Genomic DNA, 15,705 nt, shown 5'->3' with positions numbered 1-15,705 from the left:
CCAAAAACGGGCATCTAATCCGCTTTTGCGTTCCCTTGGAGCCAGTCCAGCACCTGCTGCGCCGCCAGTCCCGGCGCAAGATCCCCGGCCGCAACACTGTGCCCCATATCCTCCAGACGCGCGCGCACCTTTGGGCGATCCAGCTGTGCCAGAAGCCCCGCGCGCAGTTCGGACAGGAACCAGTCGCGCGCCTGCTCGGACCGGTTGCGGTCGAAATGCCCGTGCTCCCTGCGCCACCGGATCAACGCCTGCATCTGCTGCCAGGCATCGTCAAGGCCCGCCCCCGACACGGCCGACACGGGCAGCGCCTTGGGAAAACCGTCAGGGTCCTGGGGCCGCTTGCGCAGCAGGCGCAGGGCACCGGCGTAATCCGAAACAGTGCGCCGGGCCGTGGACAGCAGGTCGCCATCCGCCTTGTTGACCAGGATCAGGTCGGCCATCTCCATGATGCCCCGCTTGACGCCCTGCAACTCGTCTCCCCCGGCGGGGGCCAGGAGCAGTACGAACAGGTCGGACATTTGTGCGACCAGTGTTTCGGACTGACCGACGCCCACCGTCTCGATCAGAATGATGTCATGGCCCGACGCCTCGCACAGGCGGATCGCCTCGCGCGTGCGGCGGGCGACGCCCCCGAGTTGCGCACTGGACGGCGTCGGGCGGATAAAGGCGCGCGGATCGCGCGACAACAACTCCATCCGCGTCTTGTCCCCCAGGATCGAGCCCCCCGACCGTGCCGAGGAAGGGTCCACCGCCAGAACGGCCACCCGCAGCCCCTGCCCCGTCAGCTTGGTGCCGAAGGCCTCTATAAAGGTCGACTTGCCGACGCCCGGCGTTCCCGACAGCCCGATGCGCAGGGCCTGCCGGTCCGGCAGCGCGGCAATCAGTGCCTGCGCCCGCGCCCGATGGTCGGGCCGAGTGGATTCGACCAGGGTAATGGCGCGCGACAGGGCACGCCGGTCCCCCTGCGTCAGTGGTATCAGAAGATCGTCCATCAGTTGGCGTTGCCGTCCCGGGGCCGTTGCTGCCCGCGCAGATTGGACCAGCGGCCGCATGGCGGCAAGACCACGTGCTTGTCTGCCGATGACCGGCCACCTACCTGTGGTCAGATCCACAGGAGGACTGTTGATGTTTTCGCCCGGACCGGATCTTTGTCGCCGCAGGCTGCTGCTGGCCGGGGCAGCCGCGCTGGCCTTGCCGGGTCTGGCAAGGGCGGCGGATCTGCGTCTGGACTGGACCGCCCGGCCCTTGCAACTGGTGATGATCACCACACCCGGCTGCTACTACTGCCGCATGTGGCGCAAAGAGATCGGGCCCGGCTTTGCCGCCTCGCCGGCCGGGCACGTGGCGCCGCTGGTCGAGGTCGATCTGGCCGGCCCTTTTCCGGACGGCCTCGTCTTTTCGCGCCGCCCCCGGTTGACACCCAGCTTCATCCTGATGGACCACGGCACCGAGATCGGGCGCGTCGAAGGCTATGTGGGCGCGCGGCATTTCTATCCGGTGCTGGAGGACATGATGCGGCGGGCGGGGCTGATCCTGCCTGCGACCCTGCCGTAACAGGCCCCGACATTTGCAGGAGCGCGGGCTTTCGCACGCAAGAGGCTTGCGCTAGGCAGGCAGCGATCCATTTGCCGCGAAGGTGCGCCCATGCATGACATCCGTGCGATCCGAGAGAACCCTGACGCGTTCGAACAGGCCCTGAACCGGCGCGGTCTGTCCGGGCTGACCGCGCAGATCCTGTCGCTGGACAGCGAGCGCCGGTCCCGTATCGGCACAGCCGAAACCGCACAGGCCGAACAGAACCGCGCCAGCAAGGATGTGGGTGCCGCCAAGGCCAGTGGCAACGATGCCGAGTTCGAGCGTTTGCGCGCGCTGGTGGCCGAAAAGAAGTCCGACGTGGCACGCATGCAGGCCGAGGCGGCCGAACTGGACAGCCAGTTGCGCGACCTGCTGCTGGGCATTCCGAACCTGCCGCTGGACCGCGTCCCTGACGGCAAGGACGAGAATGACAATGTCGAGCTGCGCCGGTGGGGCACCCCCCGCCAACTCGACTTTCCCCCTGTCGAACATTTCGAGATTGCGGGTGTCAGGCCGGGCATGGATTTCGAAACGGGCGCCAAGCTGTCCGGCAGCCGCTTCGTCGTCCTCAAGAACGGGGTCGCACGTCTGCACCGTGCACTGGCGCAGTTCATGGTCGACCTGCACGTCGATCGCCACGGCCTTCAGGAAACCTGGACACCGGTCCTGGTGCTGGAGGACATGATGCTGGGGACCGGTCAGCTGCCGAAATTCGGCGAGGACAGCTATCAGACCCGCGAAGGGTGGTGGCTGATCCCGACGGCCGAGGTGACGCTGACCAACACCGTCAACGGCGACTTGGTCGATCACGCCAGCCTGCCCCGCCGCATGGTCGCCCACAGCCAGTGCTTCCGCTCGGAAGCGGGCAGCGCGGGCCGCGACACGACCGGCATGCTGCGCCAGCACCAGTTCGAAAAGGTCGAGATGGTGTCGATCACCGACGCGGAAACCGGACTTGCCGAACATGACCGCATGACCCGCTGCGCCGAGGCGGTGCTGGAGGCGCTGGAGCTGCCTTATCGCACGATGATCCTTTGCTCCGGAGACATGGGGGCGGGCGCCCGCATCACCCATGACCTGGAGGTCTGGCTGCCTGGACAGGACCGTTATCGCGAAATCAGCAGCGTCAGCTATTGCGGCGATTATCAGGCGCGGCGGATGAACGCGCGTTATCGTCCCGGAGGCGGCGGCAAGCCTGAATTCGTGCACACGCTGAACGGCTCGGGCCTTGCGGTGGGACGCACATTGATTGCGGTGCTGGAAAATGGACAGCAGGCGGACGGCTCGGTCCTGTTGCCGACGGCGCTGCACAGCTATCTGGGGGGTGCAACGCGGCTGACAGCCGACGGCACCTTGGCCTGAGGGCAAAACGCCGATCCGCTGCATTGCCGCGAAACTGGCCGAGGCCGGAACGCGTTCCGCTGAATGACGCGGCTCGGCATCCTTCTGCAAACCTTGGCCTCAGCCATCTTCGTGATGGCGGGCCTGCGGTTTTCCACGCGTCCCGTCACCTCCAGCCAACCCGTCCATGAATTCGGTCCCTTGCTGCCCCTGCCGCTGCAGCCCGACCCGAACCGCGTCATGGCGATCCCTCATCTTTATCTGGATCCCTCCAACTGGCTGATGTGGTCGCTGCTGCTGACCATCTGGACGCTGGTCCTGTTGGATGCTGCCGGCCAATGGATCGATCCCACGGACAAGGAGCCTGCCCGTAACGGGCGTTCCCTGATCTGGCCGACCTTCAGCCTTGCGATGGTGGGGGCCGCGCTCGGGCCCTGGCTTTTCGCGCACCGGCCCGGATGGCTTGTGATCGGCAGCGCCTTGACCGCCGCGATCGCCATTCTTGCCGCCCGTCAAGGTGCGGGACGCCAACGACCCGCCATCGGATTTTTTGCGGGTTGGGCGACAGCGGTGTTTTCAGCAGCGCTGGCCGGTCTGGCCGCGGCCACGCTGTCGTTGCCTGTTCAGGCGCTGTCCGCCCTGGCAATCCTGCCCGGTGCCGCCATCGGCATGGCGGCGCAGGTCTGGATCGGTCCCAGCATCGGCTACTCGACAGCGCTGATCTGGGCCTTTTGCGGCATTGCCGTGACCACCATGGGAAGTGATCCGATGATCGCGTTGGCGGCGATCATCGGCATTGCCGGAATGGCCGCGGTGCTGGTCCGCGCTGCCAGCTGAGGCTCAGCTGCCCTTCGGCTTCTGACGGTGCTTGTGCTTGGACAGGGCGCCCGACTGCACGATCTTGCTGGCCTTGGCCTTGTACGGGTTGTCGCCCCCCTGGTCGCGGAAGAACAACCGGATAGGCGTGCCCGGCATGTCAAAGTCCGTGCGCAGCCCGTTGATCAGGTAACGCTGATAGCTGTCGGGGATCTTGTCGGTATGGGTTGCCTTGACGATGAACGCCGGCGGCCGCGTCTTGACCTGCGTCATGTAGCGCAGGCGGATCCGGCGCCCGCCCGGGGCGGGGGGCGGGTGGCTTTCCGTCATCGCGCCCAGCCACTGGTTCAATCGCGCCGTGGACACACGACGGTTCCAGACCTCATGTGCCTTCAGGATCGCGTTGTGCAGGCGATCCAGGCCCTTGCCGGTCTTGGCCGAAACGGTCACCAGAGGCGCGCCCCGCAATTGCGGCAGCAGCTTTTCAAAGCTGGCGCGCATTTCGTTCAGCTTGTGGGACTTGTCGTCTTCCGTGTCCCATTTGTTCACGGCGACTACGACGGCGCGCCCTTCGGTTTCCGCAAAATCCGCGATCCGCAGGTCCTGCGTCTCGAACGGGATCTCGACATCCAGCAGGACCACGACGACCTCGGCAAAGCGCACGGCCCGCAACCCGTCGGCAACCGACAGCTTTTCCAGTTTCTCGACAACCTTGGCGCGCTTGCGCATGCCCGCAGTGTCAAAGATCCGCATGGGTGTGCCCATGAACTCGGTGGTGACGCTGATCGAATCGCGCGTGATCCCGGCCTCGGGGCCGGTCAGCAGGCGATCCTGACCGATGATCTTGTTGATCAAGGTCGACTTGCCCGCGTTCGGCCGGCCGATCACCGCCAGTTGCAGCGGACGCGCCTCGGAGGGGCGCCAGTCTTCCTCGCCTTCACCCGATTCGGCATCCTCGTCCGAGACATCCACGTCGACCGCAGCCTCGATGGGGGCGGGACGTTCGGCCTCGATCGCATCCGACAGCGGCACCAGCAGACGATACAGATCGTCCATCCCTTCGCCATGCTCGGCCGAGATGCGGATGGGTTCGCCCAGGCCCAAGGCATAGGCCTCCATCGCGCCGGCCTCGCCTGCACGGCCTTCGGCCTTGTTGGCTGCGACGATGACATGCTTGGCACGGCGGCGCAGGATCTCGGCGAAATACTCGTCGGCGGCAGTGATGCCGATACGGGCATCGACCACGAACAGGCAGATGTCGGATTCGTCCACCGCACGCTCGGTCAGGCGGCGCATGCGGCCCTGCAGGCTGTCGTCCTCGGCCATCTCCAGGCCGGCACTGTCTATGACCACGAAACGCAGGTCGCCAAGGCGGCCCGCGCCCTCGCGGATATCGCGAGTCACGCCGGGCTGGTCATCGACCAGCGCCAGCTTCTTGCCGACCAGACGGTTGAACAGGGTGGACTTGCCGACATTGGGCCGTCCGACGATGGCGAGTGTGAAGGTCATCTGAACGCATGCAACTGGCCGTTGCGCGCAACGACGTAAAGGGTTTGACCGGCAACCACCGGGGCCGAGGCTGCCCCACCGGGGATCTGCACCTGACCGACCAGCGCGCCGGAGGCGGGATCGAAGCTGCGCAACATGCCATCGCTTGACGCGACATGCAACCGTCCTCCGGCCAGGACAGGACCATAATGCGCATGAATGCCGCTTTGGCGCCGCACACGGTCGGTCGTGTAATAGGGCATGGCCTGGCGCCAGATCACGCCGCCGGTTGCCGCGTCCAGCCGGACCAGTTCGGCCTGGTCGTTCACGGCAAAGACCGATCCGCCCGCAACCACCACCGGTCCGTTGGCACCGTCGCGTGCCATCCAGTCCTGCAAGCCGGTTTCCATGTCCACCGCCTCGATCCGCCCGGACGAGGTTCCCGCGTAAACGCGGCTGCCTGAAATAACCGGATCCCCCGTCACGTCACGGATCACCGCGATGCTGCGGCCCGGCCGGGTGCCTGCGATCTGACTTGCCCAGTTCGTCAGGCCGCTTTCGCGGTCCACCGCCAGCATCTGCCCGGACGAAAAGGGAAACATGACCGTCCCGCCCTGCACCGCAGGAACCGATGCGCCCATGACCCCCGAGTTCGACGGCGTTCCCGACGTTTGCCACAGCACCCGCCCGTCACTGGCCCGCACGGCCCAGCCGACGGAATTGCGCGCGGCCACATAAACCACGCCATCCTGCACCGCAGGACCACCACTGATGGGCGCGTCCACGCGCTGCCGCCACAGGACTGCGCCCGACACCGCATCCAGCGCGACCAGTTCGCCAAAGCCCGTGGTGGCAAAGACGCGTCCGCCTTCATAGGCCAGACCACCGCCCGACGCGCTGTCCGGGTTTTCCAGCGGAGGGGTGATGTCGGTGGACCAGGCGCGCCCGCCATTCAGGCCGGTGGCCGTCACGCGCGCACGACTGTCCTGTGTAAAGATGCGACCTGCCGCGACAACAGGATCGGCGGTGATGCGATGGCCGCGTGTTTCCGACTGCCCAATGGGGGCCGACCAGATCCGCCCTGACAGGCTGCCCAAGGCGACATGCCCCGGCGCATGGGCCGGATTGCCGGCACGCTGGGTCCATTCGGCATTGGGCACGGGCGCGGTCAGTGACAGGGTCGTGCTGCTGACACCAGCCAACCCCTCGACCGCGGGGCCGTCGGGGGAGGTGACGGCTAGCGGGTCCAGGCGCTCTCCGGGCAGGATGACCTCGCGATCTCCGCAGGCGGCAAGGCTCAGGCCGGCAGCTATCACCAAGGTCAGTCGCAGCGTGGCGGTCATCCCTGCCTCTCCCTCGTCAGTCGCATCAATTCGTCGCAGTCGCCGCACCGGACGGCAGGTCGGCAGGTTCAGGCTCGACGCCCAAGGCGATCATCATCTCGGACAGGCGGCGACGCAAGGCCTCGCTCTGCCCGTCCTTTTGCTGGATCTGGCGGATCAGCGTCACCGCATCCTCCGACCGGCCGGCCTCGACCAGCGCAACGGCCTTTTGCTCCAACGCCAACAACTCGAAAGGCGCGCCGGCCCGCGACAAGCGCGTCAGGATGGCATCGCGTTCGGATGCATCCATCTGCTGGCCCTGCAGCATCACCAGCTTGAGTTCCGCCAGTTCGCGCAACACGGGGGTTTCCGACGTGTCGGCCGCCACGGCCCGCAAGGCTTCGGCGGCGGCGGCATCATTGCCCGCCGCGTCATGGGCACCGGCCGCCAGAAGGGCAGACAAGGCCTTGCGCCCGGCCGAACCGCGCGCATCTACGGCATCAAGCGCCGCAGGGTCATTCGCAGCTTCGGCCGCAAGAACGGCGTCTCCCCAGGCCTCCGCCGCGGCACGGTCCTGCGCGCGGCTGTATTCCCGCCAAGCCGCGCCACCCACGATCAGCAGGATCACCAGAATGCCGATCCAGCCATAGCGGCGAAAGGCGCCGTAAAGCCGGTCGCGGCGCAGTTCCTCGGTAACCTCGTCGATGAAGCTGTCGTTCTGGTTGGCCATGGCCGCCTTTGTCCGATCTGTCTTTCGTTTGCGTGGTCATACAACGGCACGTGCGGAAAAGCCAATGCCACGGCACATGTTACGCCATCACGGAGCCGCGCATGAAAAAGGCCTGCCGATCGCGCGGCAGGCCTCCGGATGCAAGGGTTGTCGGATCACATACGCGACGCGACGTTTTCCCAGTTCACCAGGTTGTCCAAGAAGTTTTCCAGATACTTCGGACGCGCATTGCGGAAGTCGATGTAGTAGCTGTGTTCCCACACGTCGCAGCCCAGAAGCGCGGTCTGGCCAAAGCACAGCGGGTTCACACCGTTCTCGGTCTTGGTGATCTCGAGACCGCCATCGGCGTTCTTGACCAGCCAGGCCCAGCCCGAACCGAACTGACCAACGCCAGCCTCGGTGAACTTCTTCTTGAAGTCATCGACCGAGCCGAAGCTGTCGGCGATGGCCGATTCCAGTTCCGAAGGCATGGCGCCGGGGTTCGGGCCCATCATTTCCCAGAACTGGGCGTGGTTCCAATGCTGGCTGGCATTGTTGAAGATGCCGTTCTGCGCCACGGCGCCCTTCTGATAGGTGCCCTTGACGATGTCTTCCAGCGACTGGCCGTCCCATTCGGTGCCCTGGACCAGTTCGTTCAGCTTTGTGACATAAGCGTTGTGGTGCTTGTCATGGTGGAATTCCAGCGTTTCGCGGGACATTCCACCGGCTTCCAGAGCATCGTGCGAATAAGGAAGATCGGGAAGGGTGAAGGCCATTTTCCTGTCCTTTCAAGACGGTTGTGACTGCGAGCCGGGCGCACGGTCGCGCATTCGCCTGTCCAACGCAAGGGGTGGGGACAGGTTCCGGACAGGGGCGTCCTGCCCCGCCCCGGAACCCGATACGCCAAGCTCAGCGCGGAGCCAGCTGACTGCCGGGAATGGCGGCGTTTGTCAGGATCAGCGCAAGATAATCCGCAGTCGAGCGGAAACCGATGACCCGGAACCCGCCCGGGATCCGCCAGATCGCCGCCGCCGTCTGGGCCAGCCGCGTGCGGCGCAGGTGTTCATCCGGCAACGCGCCGGAATCGACGGGTGCCAGCTTGGCAATGACGTCAGCGGCATGCGGCCCCGTCACGTCGAACACGGCGCGGGCATCCGACATGTCGACAACAAGCCCATGCTCGCTCGTCAGGGCCTGCTGCAGATCCTCCCGTGCCGCATCCACCTCGGTGACCGGCAACAGCAACAGCAGCTCGTCCGGCGACATCCAGCCCAGGCTGCGGCTGCCGTCGGTCACGATGCGGGTCGGGTCGGGGATGGCAAGGCCCGCAGCCTCGGCCAGGGCGTCGCCCGCGCGTGACAGGTCCGCGCGGATGGTGATCATGCCCAAATCCGTGCGGCGGGCAATGGTGGCCAGTGCTTCAGCCATTCAGACGGCTTCCTTCCTTGTCGTAAAAGACCGGATCGGTGATCCGCGCCTTCATCACCTCGCCCGAGGGCATCGGGAACTCCAGCACCTGCCCCATCCGGGCCGGACCGTGCTGCACCAGCCCCATGGCAATAGGCCGGCCCAGCGTCGGCGAATGATAGCTGGAGGTGACGCGCCCCTGCACCTTGCGCTGACCATTGGCATTCACGCCCTCGGCCACGGCATAGGCGCCATCTGGCAGAACCCGGCCATCCAAGCTTTCCAGTCCCACCAGCTTCCACCGCTTGCCATCGGTCATGTGGGTGCGGCGTTGAGCGCGCTTGCCGATATAGTCGGCCTTTTTCTTCGAGATCGCCCAATCGAGCCCCAGATCCTGCGGGATGATGGTGCCGTCGGTCTCGTCCCCGATCATGATGAAGCCCTTTTCGGCCCGCATCACGTGCATGGCCTCGGTTCCGTAAGGGGTGACGCCCAGATCGCGGCCCGCGTCATGCAGGCGCTCCCACAGTTCCAGCCCGCGGTTCGCGGGAACGGCGATCTCGTAGCTGAGCTCGCCCGAAAAGCTGATGCGGAAGATGCGCGCGGGAATGCCGGCGATGTCACCCTCGGCCCATTGCATGAAGGGCAGCGCGGCTTGGGACAGATCGATGCTGCCGCCCAGACGTTCCAGCAGCGCCCGAGCCTGGGGCCCGGCAACGGCGATCTGGGCAAACTGCTCGGTCAGGTTGGCGGTATAAACCTGCCAGTCCCACCATTCGCATTGCAGCCAGTCTTCCATATGGCCGTGGATACGATCGGCGCCCCCGGTCGTGGTGTGGCACAGCCATGTGTCGTCGGCCAGCCGCGCCACGACACCGTCATCCATCAGAAAGCCGTTCTCGTTGCACATCAGGCCATAACGGCATTTCCCGACCGGCAGCGTGGACATCATGTTGGTATACAGCATGTCAAGGAAGCGCCCGGCATCCGGCCCCTTGACCAGGATCTTGCCCAGGGTCGATGCGTCCAGCGTGCCCACGCCCTTGCGCACCGCCAGAATTTCCCGGTTGACGGCGGCGTGCCGATCCTCGCCCCCGCGCGGATAGGCATAAGGACGCCGCCACTGGCCGACGGGCTCGAAGCTGGCGCCATGGGCCTCGTGCCAGCTGTGCATAGGCGTCTTGCGCAGGGGCTGGAACGCATCGCCCTTGGCCTCGGCCGCAATGGTGGCCAGTGTCAGCGGCGTATAGGGTGGGCGGAAAGTCGTGGTGCCAGTGGCGTGGATCGGCTGGTTCAGCGCGTTCGACAGGACCGCCAGTCCGTTGATGTTGCTCAGCTTGCCCTGATCCGTTGCCATGCCAAGGGTCGTATAACGCTTGGTATGTTCGACCGAGGCATAGCCTTCGCGCGCCGCCAGTTCGACATCGGTGACCTTTACGTCGTTCTGGAAATCCAGCCACATCTTGGCGCGCAGCTTGTAGGGCGCGCGGGCGGGCATGACCCAGACCGGCATGGTCGCGCCCTCGTCCCGCTCCAGATCGCCGGCGCAGCGCAGATCGCCATTGGCGGCGCCGATGGCCGTCACGTTGCCGGTGCCGTCGGCACCAAGGGGCGGTCGGTCCGGGTCGGGACGGAACATGGCCTGCTCCTCGTCCCAGGCCAGCTTGCCGCCGCAATGGCTGTAAAGGTGGACCACGGGCGACCAACCGCCCGACATGGCGACGACATCGCAGTCGATGTTGTCCATGACCTTTCCTTCGCCTGACTGGACGCAAAGGGCCACGCCGTCGACATGGCGATGTCCCTTGACCTTCGCGATGCCCGCGTCGTTCAGGACGGTGATCCCGGCCGCACGGGCGGCGCGGGGCAGATCGCCATCGGCAACGGGACGTGCGTCCAAGATGGCGGGAACATCCAGTCCCGCCGCAAGCGCCGTCAGCGCCGTGCGATAAGCGTCGTCATTGTTCGTGACCACCACGATGCGCTGACCGGGTGCCACGCCATGATTGGTGATGAAGTCCCGCACAGCGGATGCCAGCATGACCCCCGGCACGTCGTTGCAGGCGAAGGCCAGAGGACGCTCCAGCGCGCCCGTCGCGGCGATGACCCGGCCCGCGCGGATGCGCCACAGGCGCTGGCGGGGGATGCCTTGGTTCGGATCATGATCGGCCAGCGCCTCGCGCGCGATCAGATAACCATGATCGTAAAGCCCTGTCACCATCGTGTTGCGGCGCAGAGTGACGTTGCTGCGCCCCCGCAGGTCGGACAGCAGGGCATCGATGGCCCCCTGCCCCCCTTCGTGATCGACCGGTGTACGCCCGCCCCAGAGCCCCTCCTGTTCCAGCACCAGGACACGCTGACCCGCTTGCGCCGCGTCGCGCGCGGCGGTCAGGCCGGCGATGCCGCCGCCCACCACGACCGTATCGGCAAAGCCGTAAGCCTGTTCATAGCGATCGGGATCGGGATCGGTCGGCGCGCGGCCCAGCCCCGCGCTGCGGCGGATGATCGGTTCGAACAGATGCTTCCAGAAGGGGCGCGGGTGGATGAAGGTCTTGTAGTAGAAGCCCGCAGGAAAGACCGGCGACAGCCAGTTGTTCACGGCCCCCACATCCGCGTCCAGCGACGGCCAGCAGTTCTGGCTGCGCGTGATCATGCCATGCACCAAGGGGGTGGTGGTGGCACGCTGGTTCGGCTCGAACCGCCCGCCTTGGCCCAGGCCCAGCAGGGCGTTGGGCTCTTCGGCACCCGAGGCGACGGGGCCGCGCGGGCGGTGATACTTGAAGGATCGTCCCATCAGCATCTGGCCGTTGGCCAGCAAGGCCGAAGCCAGGGTATCGCCCGTCAGCCCGCGCAGGTGGCGACCGTCAAAGCGGAAGGGGATCTGGAAGGCGCGGTCGATCAGGCGACCGCCCTTGGACAGGCGGAAAGGGGGCGTGCGGGTCATTCTGCGGCGGACGTCCAGTCAGGTTGCCAGTCAGGGCGGCTCTTGCGGATGGCCTCGACGATCTCGGCCGGGGGATGCTTGGTCTGGGCCTCATAGGTGCCGAACACCTGCAGCGTCGCGGTGCAACGGGCGGCCAGAAACCACTTGCCGCAGCCATAGGCGTGACGCCAGCGTTCGAAATGGATGCCCTTGGCGTTCTTGCGCGCGAACAGATAGGCCTCGAACGCCTCATCGGTGCCCGAAGGGCCGATCCGCTGCAGATGCGCCTCGCCTCCCGGGTGCAGTTCCGTTTCCTCGGCGACAATGCCGCAATAAGGGCAGGTCAGGGTCAGCATCGGCTGTTCCTTGCATCAAGATCGGGGCAAAGGGCGCATGGGGCAAAGCCGCAACGGCGGAACCGTGCGGCGGGGGCAGGATGATCGGTTTTCCGTGTCAGGCGCAGGACAAGGGCGTCATGCCCTTGTCCTGCTTGATACACTCCAGAGCCGGATCGTCCGGCCCCGTTGCGACGATCAGGCTCAGTTGGCCGGGGTCGGCGTGACCGGTTCGGCAGCCGGGGGCGTGTCGGACTCGACACCGACCGTGGGGGCTGCGGGCGCGGGATCGGTACCGACGACCACATTGGTGTCGCCGCCAGCGGCCGGTGCGCCGTCCACAACGGCAGGGTCGGAATCGACCGTGGCCGTACCGGTGCTGTCACCCGACATGAAGAAGAACAAGAGCGCCACGACGACGACAATGCCGCCGACGATGAAGTAAAGGCCATTGTTGTTGCGGTCAGCCATGGGAAACCCTTTCGGTCTAGGCGGTTGCCCATGCACAATTCTTGGACAATGCTTCTGGTTCCTGCAAAAACAACCATGAGCAGAACCATGCTTAGTGAGCCACGCCGGCGGCCACGGATTCGTTGATGAACCGCCCTTCACGGAAGCGGTTCAACCCGAAATCGGCCGCCAGCGGACCGGGCGTCCCCTTGGCGACCAGTTCGGCCATGGCCCAGCCGGAGCCGGGGATCGCCTTGAAGCCGCCGGTGCCCCATCCGCAGTTGACGAAGATCCCGCCGACGGGCGTGACGGACAGGATCGGGGAACGGTCCCCCGTCATGTCCACGATGCCCCCCCATTGGCGCAGCATCTTCAGCCGCGACAGCATCGGAAAGGTTTCGATCAGGGCACGGACGGTTTCCTCCACATGGTGCCAGGACCCGCGCTGCGTGAAGTTGTTGAAGCTGTCGGTGCCGCCGCCGATCACCATTTCGCCCTTGTCGGATTGCGACAGATAGCCGTGGACCGTGTTGGCCATGACGACGACATCCATGCAGGGCTTGATCGGTTCGCTGACCAGGGCCTGCAGGGCGACGCTCTCGATGGGCAGGCGGAAGCCGGCCATCTCGGCCAGCTGGCTGGAATGGCCGGCAACGACGATGGCCAGCTTGTCACAGCCGATGCGGCCCTTGGAGGTGTTGACGGCGCGGACCTGTCCGCCCGCAGTCTCGACCCCCGTCACCTCGCAGTTCTGGATGATGTGCATGCCCATGTCGGAACAAGCGCGGGCATAGCCCCAGGCCACCGCGTCATGGCGCGCCGTGCCGCCACGCTTCTGGTAAAGGCCCCCCAGCACGGGATAGCGTGGCCCGTCCAGGCTGATGATGGGCACCAGTTCCTTCAGCCGCTGCGGATCGACCCATTCGGTCGCGACCCCCTGCAGGTTGTTGGCATAAACGGTGCGCTTGTAGCCGCGGATCTCGTGTTCGGTCTGTGCCAGCATGATCAGGCCGCGCGGGCTGAACATCACGTTGTAGTTCAGGTCCTGCGACAGCGTCTCGTACAGCTTCAGCGACTTGTCATAGATCGCCGCCGACGGGTCCTGCAGATAGTTCGAGCGGATGATCGTCGTGTTCCGCCCGGTGTTCCCGCCGCCCAGCCAGCCCTTCTCGATCACCGCGACATCGGTGATGCCAAAGTTCTTGCCAAGGTAATAGGCGGTGGCCAGGCCGTGACCGCCCGCCCCCACCACGATCACCTTGTAGCGGTCGCGCGGCTCGGGGCTGGTCCAGGCCCGTGACCAGCCCGCATGCTGGCGCAGCGCCTCCCGGGCGATGGCGAAGACGGAATATCGGCCGGATCGGCGGGCGTCGGGCATAGTGCCTCTCGAAGTCAAGGTTCGGTGCAGCATGTCGATACGCGCATCGGCCTTACCGTTGCAATACGTCAGATATGGTCCGAATGCGACATGTTCTCGCGCCTGCGCCGCCCCTGCCGCGACGGCACGACGCTTCCGGTTCGCCGGCATCCGCGATAGGAGGGGGCCAACGGAGGATGCCGATGTTCTGGATACTGGCTGCGGGACTGACCGCAATCGTCGCTTATGTCATTCTGTCGCCGGTTCTGCGCGCCCGCGCCGGGACCGAGCCCGCGGCCGCCTATGACCTGCGCGTATACCGCGACCAGCTGCGCGAGGTCGATCGTGACCTGGAGCGCAGGGTGATACGCCCCGACGATGCCGAGCGCCTGCGCGCCGAGATCGGGCGAAAGGTGCTGGATGCGGACAAGCGCCTGACACAGGCCACCCCGGTCCGCCGCCCCGTGGCGGCCGCCTGGCCTGCCCTTTTTCTGCTGGCGGTTCTCGGGGCGGGTGTGGCGCTATACCTGCGCGAAGGCGTTCCCGGCGCCCCGGACATGCCGATGAACGAACGGGTGGCCGCCGCCGACGCCGCTTATCGCAACCGGCCGTCACAGGCCGAGGCCGAGGCTGCCGCACCGGCACGCCCTCAGCCCGATCTGACAAAGGCCGATCCCGAATATCTGGCCATGATCGAGCAACTGCGCGAGGCGGTGGCCCGCAATCCCGACGATCAGCGCGGACAAGAACTGCTGGCCACGCACGAGCTTCGGCTGGGCAACCTGCCCGGGGCGCGGCAGGCGCAGGACCGTGTGGTTGCGCTCAAGGGCGATCAGGTAACTGCCGTGGACCTGATGCAGCAGGCCTCCCTGATGATCGAGGCCGCGGGCGGCATCGTCACCCCCGAGGCCGAAGCCGTGCTGACCCGCACCCTGGACCTTGACCGCGACCAGCCACAGGCCCGCTATCTGCGCGGCGTGCTGCTGATCCAGAACGGCCGACCCGACCAGGCCTTCCCGATCTGGAGCAGGCTTCTGGAAGAAGGCCCGCCTGACGCGCCATGGATCCCCTCGATCCGGGGCGCGATCGAGGAATTGGCCTGGCTGGCGGGCCGGCCCGACGACGTCCCCCCGATCGAACCTTCGCCTGAAACGCCCGGTCCCGATGCGGATGCCTTGGCTGCCGCCGAAGACATGGACCCGGCCGAGCGCGCCCGGATGATCGAGGGCATGGTCTCGGGCCTGCAGGAACGGCTGGCGACCGAAGGCGGCTCTCCTGACGAGTGGGCCCGGCTGATCGGCGCCCTTGGCGTCCTTGGCCGAACCGATCAGGCCGCCGCCATCTGGAACGAGGCGCAGACCCGCTTTGGCCCCACGCCCGAGGCACTGACGGTGATCCGCGATGCCGCCGAAAACGCAGGGGTCGCGGAATGATCCACGAGGACATCAAGGATTTCGCCGGCGTATTGCCTGCCATCGGGGCGCTGGCCGGGTTGGATCTGGGCACCAAGACGATTGGCGTGGCTGTTACGGACGGGATGCGGCAGGTCGCCTCGCCCTTGACGGTGATCCGGAGACAGAAGTTCACCCTGGACGCCGAAGCCTTGCTGCGGATTGCGGCCGACCGCTCGCTGGTGGGGCTGGTGCTGGGCTTGCCGCGCAACATGGACGGCTCGGAAGGACCGCGGGCGCAATCGACGCGTGCCTTTGCCCGCAACCTGACCCGGCTGACGGACCTTCCCATCGCCTACTGGGACGAACGCCTGTCAACCGTGGCCGCGGAAAGGGCGCTGCTGGAGGCCGACACCTCGCGCAGGCGGCGTGCCGAAGTGATCGATCAGGTCGCAGCCGGATATATTCTCCAAGGGGCGCTGGACCGCCTGCGCTACCTTGACCGCGCCTGATTCCTGCCAGCGCCCAGCGGCAGCGACCGGGCCGGGCTCTGCCCGGCCCGTCTTTTTCCCATTGCAGCCGCGGGCGAAC

General features: G+C 66.3%; 15 protein-coding genes. 5 read left to right on the top strand and 10 right to left on the bottom strand.

What is annotated here, in order from left to right:
- Positions 1-14 precede the first annotated feature (14 nt).
- Entirely contained in the window at positions 15-992 is a 978-nt protein-coding gene (meaB, locus tag ACLHHB_RS03985) for a methylmalonyl Co-A mutase-associated GTPase MeaB (RefSeq protein WP_410216990.1), read from the bottom strand.
- A gap of 130 nt (positions 993-1,122) precedes the next feature.
- Between meaB and ACLHHB_RS03980 the strand changes: the two genes are divergently transcribed.
- From ACLHHB_RS03980 to ACLHHB_RS03970, 3 genes are all read left to right on the top strand, one after another.
- The gene (locus ACLHHB_RS03980) at positions 1,123-1,554 is read left to right on the top strand and encodes a SoxS protein (RefSeq protein ID WP_410216989.1); all 432 of its coding nucleotides are present in this window, start codon (positions 1,123-1,125) and stop codon (positions 1,552-1,554) included.
- Between the two features lie 90 nt (positions 1,555-1,644).
- Complete coding sequence (gene serS, locus ACLHHB_RS03975; RefSeq protein WP_410216988.1) at positions 1,645-2,937, top strand: serine--tRNA ligase; 1,293 nt, start codon at positions 1,645-1,647, stop codon at positions 2,935-2,937.
- A gap of 63 nt (positions 2,938-3,000) precedes the next feature.
- Positions 3,001-3,753, top strand: coding sequence for a hypothetical protein (locus tag ACLHHB_RS03970; RefSeq protein ID WP_410216987.1), 753 nt, complete (start codon positions 3,001-3,003; stop codon positions 3,751-3,753).
- A gap of 3 nt (positions 3,754-3,756) precedes the next feature.
- Here ACLHHB_RS03970 and der read toward each other — a convergent pair whose 3' ends face one another.
- From der to ACLHHB_RS03925, 9 genes are all read right to left on the bottom strand, one after another.
- A complete protein-coding gene (gene der / locus ACLHHB_RS03965; RefSeq protein WP_410216986.1) occupies positions 3,757-5,241 on the bottom strand; it encodes a ribosome biogenesis GTPase Der in 1,485 nt (494 codons plus the stop codon).
- Positions 5,238-6,563, bottom strand: a complete 1,326-nt coding sequence (locus ACLHHB_RS03960; protein ID WP_410216985.1) for a PQQ-binding-like beta-propeller repeat protein — start codon at positions 6,561-6,563, stop codon at positions 5,238-5,240. Before ACLHHB_RS03960 ends, der begins: the two co-directional genes overlap by 4 nt.
- A gap of 25 nt (positions 6,564-6,588) precedes the next feature.
- Positions 6,589-7,272, bottom strand: a complete 684-nt coding sequence (locus ACLHHB_RS03955; RefSeq protein WP_410216984.1) for a tetratricopeptide repeat protein — start codon at positions 7,270-7,272, stop codon at positions 6,589-6,591.
- A gap of 155 nt (positions 7,273-7,427) precedes the next feature.
- Positions 7,428-8,027 (bottom strand): superoxide dismutase, encoded by a 600-nt coding sequence (locus tag ACLHHB_RS03950; protein WP_410216983.1) that lies wholly within the window; start codon positions 8,025-8,027, stop codon positions 7,428-7,430.
- A 133-nt stretch (positions 8,028-8,160) separates the two neighbouring features.
- The gene (locus ACLHHB_RS03945) at positions 8,161-8,679 is read right to left on the bottom strand and encodes a sarcosine oxidase subunit gamma (protein WP_410216982.1); all 519 of its coding nucleotides are present in this window, start codon (positions 8,677-8,679) and stop codon (positions 8,161-8,163) included.
- A complete protein-coding gene (locus tag ACLHHB_RS03940; RefSeq protein ID WP_410216981.1) occupies positions 8,672-11,602 on the bottom strand; it encodes a sarcosine oxidase subunit alpha family protein in 2,931 nt (976 codons plus the stop codon). Before ACLHHB_RS03940 ends, ACLHHB_RS03945 begins: the two co-directional genes overlap by 8 nt.
- Positions 11,599-11,937, bottom strand: coding sequence for a sarcosine oxidase subunit delta (locus ACLHHB_RS03935; RefSeq protein ID WP_410216980.1), 339 nt, complete (start codon positions 11,935-11,937; stop codon positions 11,599-11,601). Before ACLHHB_RS03935 ends, ACLHHB_RS03940 begins: the two co-directional genes overlap by 4 nt.
- 183 nt (positions 11,938-12,120) lie before the next feature.
- On the bottom strand, positions 12,121-12,387 hold the full coding sequence (locus ACLHHB_RS03930) for a hypothetical protein (protein ID WP_410216979.1): 267 nt from the start codon (positions 12,385-12,387) through the stop codon (positions 12,121-12,123).
- A gap of 91 nt (positions 12,388-12,478) precedes the next feature.
- Positions 12,479-13,744 carry a sarcosine oxidase subunit beta family protein gene (locus tag ACLHHB_RS03925; RefSeq protein WP_410216978.1) on the bottom strand — a complete coding sequence of 422 codons (1,266 nt, stop codon included), beginning with the start codon at positions 13,742-13,744 and terminating at the stop codon, positions 12,479-12,481.
- 182 nt (positions 13,745-13,926) lie between these two features.
- Here ACLHHB_RS03925 and ccmI point away from each other — a divergent pair, with 182 nt between their 5' ends.
- The gene (gene ccmI / locus ACLHHB_RS03920) at positions 13,927-15,156 is read left to right on the top strand and encodes a c-type cytochrome biogenesis protein CcmI (RefSeq protein ID WP_410216977.1); all 1,230 of its coding nucleotides are present in this window, start codon (positions 13,927-13,929) and stop codon (positions 15,154-15,156) included.
- Positions 15,153-15,626 carry a Holliday junction resolvase RuvX gene (ruvX, locus tag ACLHHB_RS03915; protein WP_410216976.1) on the top strand — a complete coding sequence of 158 codons (474 nt, stop codon included), beginning with the start codon at positions 15,153-15,155 and terminating at the stop codon, positions 15,624-15,626. The genes ccmI and ruvX overlap by 4 nt, the downstream gene beginning before the upstream one ends.
- Positions 15,627-15,705 lie beyond the last annotated feature (79 nt).

It is taken from the genome of Paracoccus sp. (in: a-proteobacteria) (assembly GCF_046462195.1).
Lineage (GTDB): Bacteria > Pseudomonadota > Alphaproteobacteria > Rhodobacterales > Rhodobacteraceae > Paracoccus.
The sequence above is the reverse complement of the archived record's forward strand: the minus strand, read 5'-3'. Positions and strand labels throughout refer to the sequence as shown.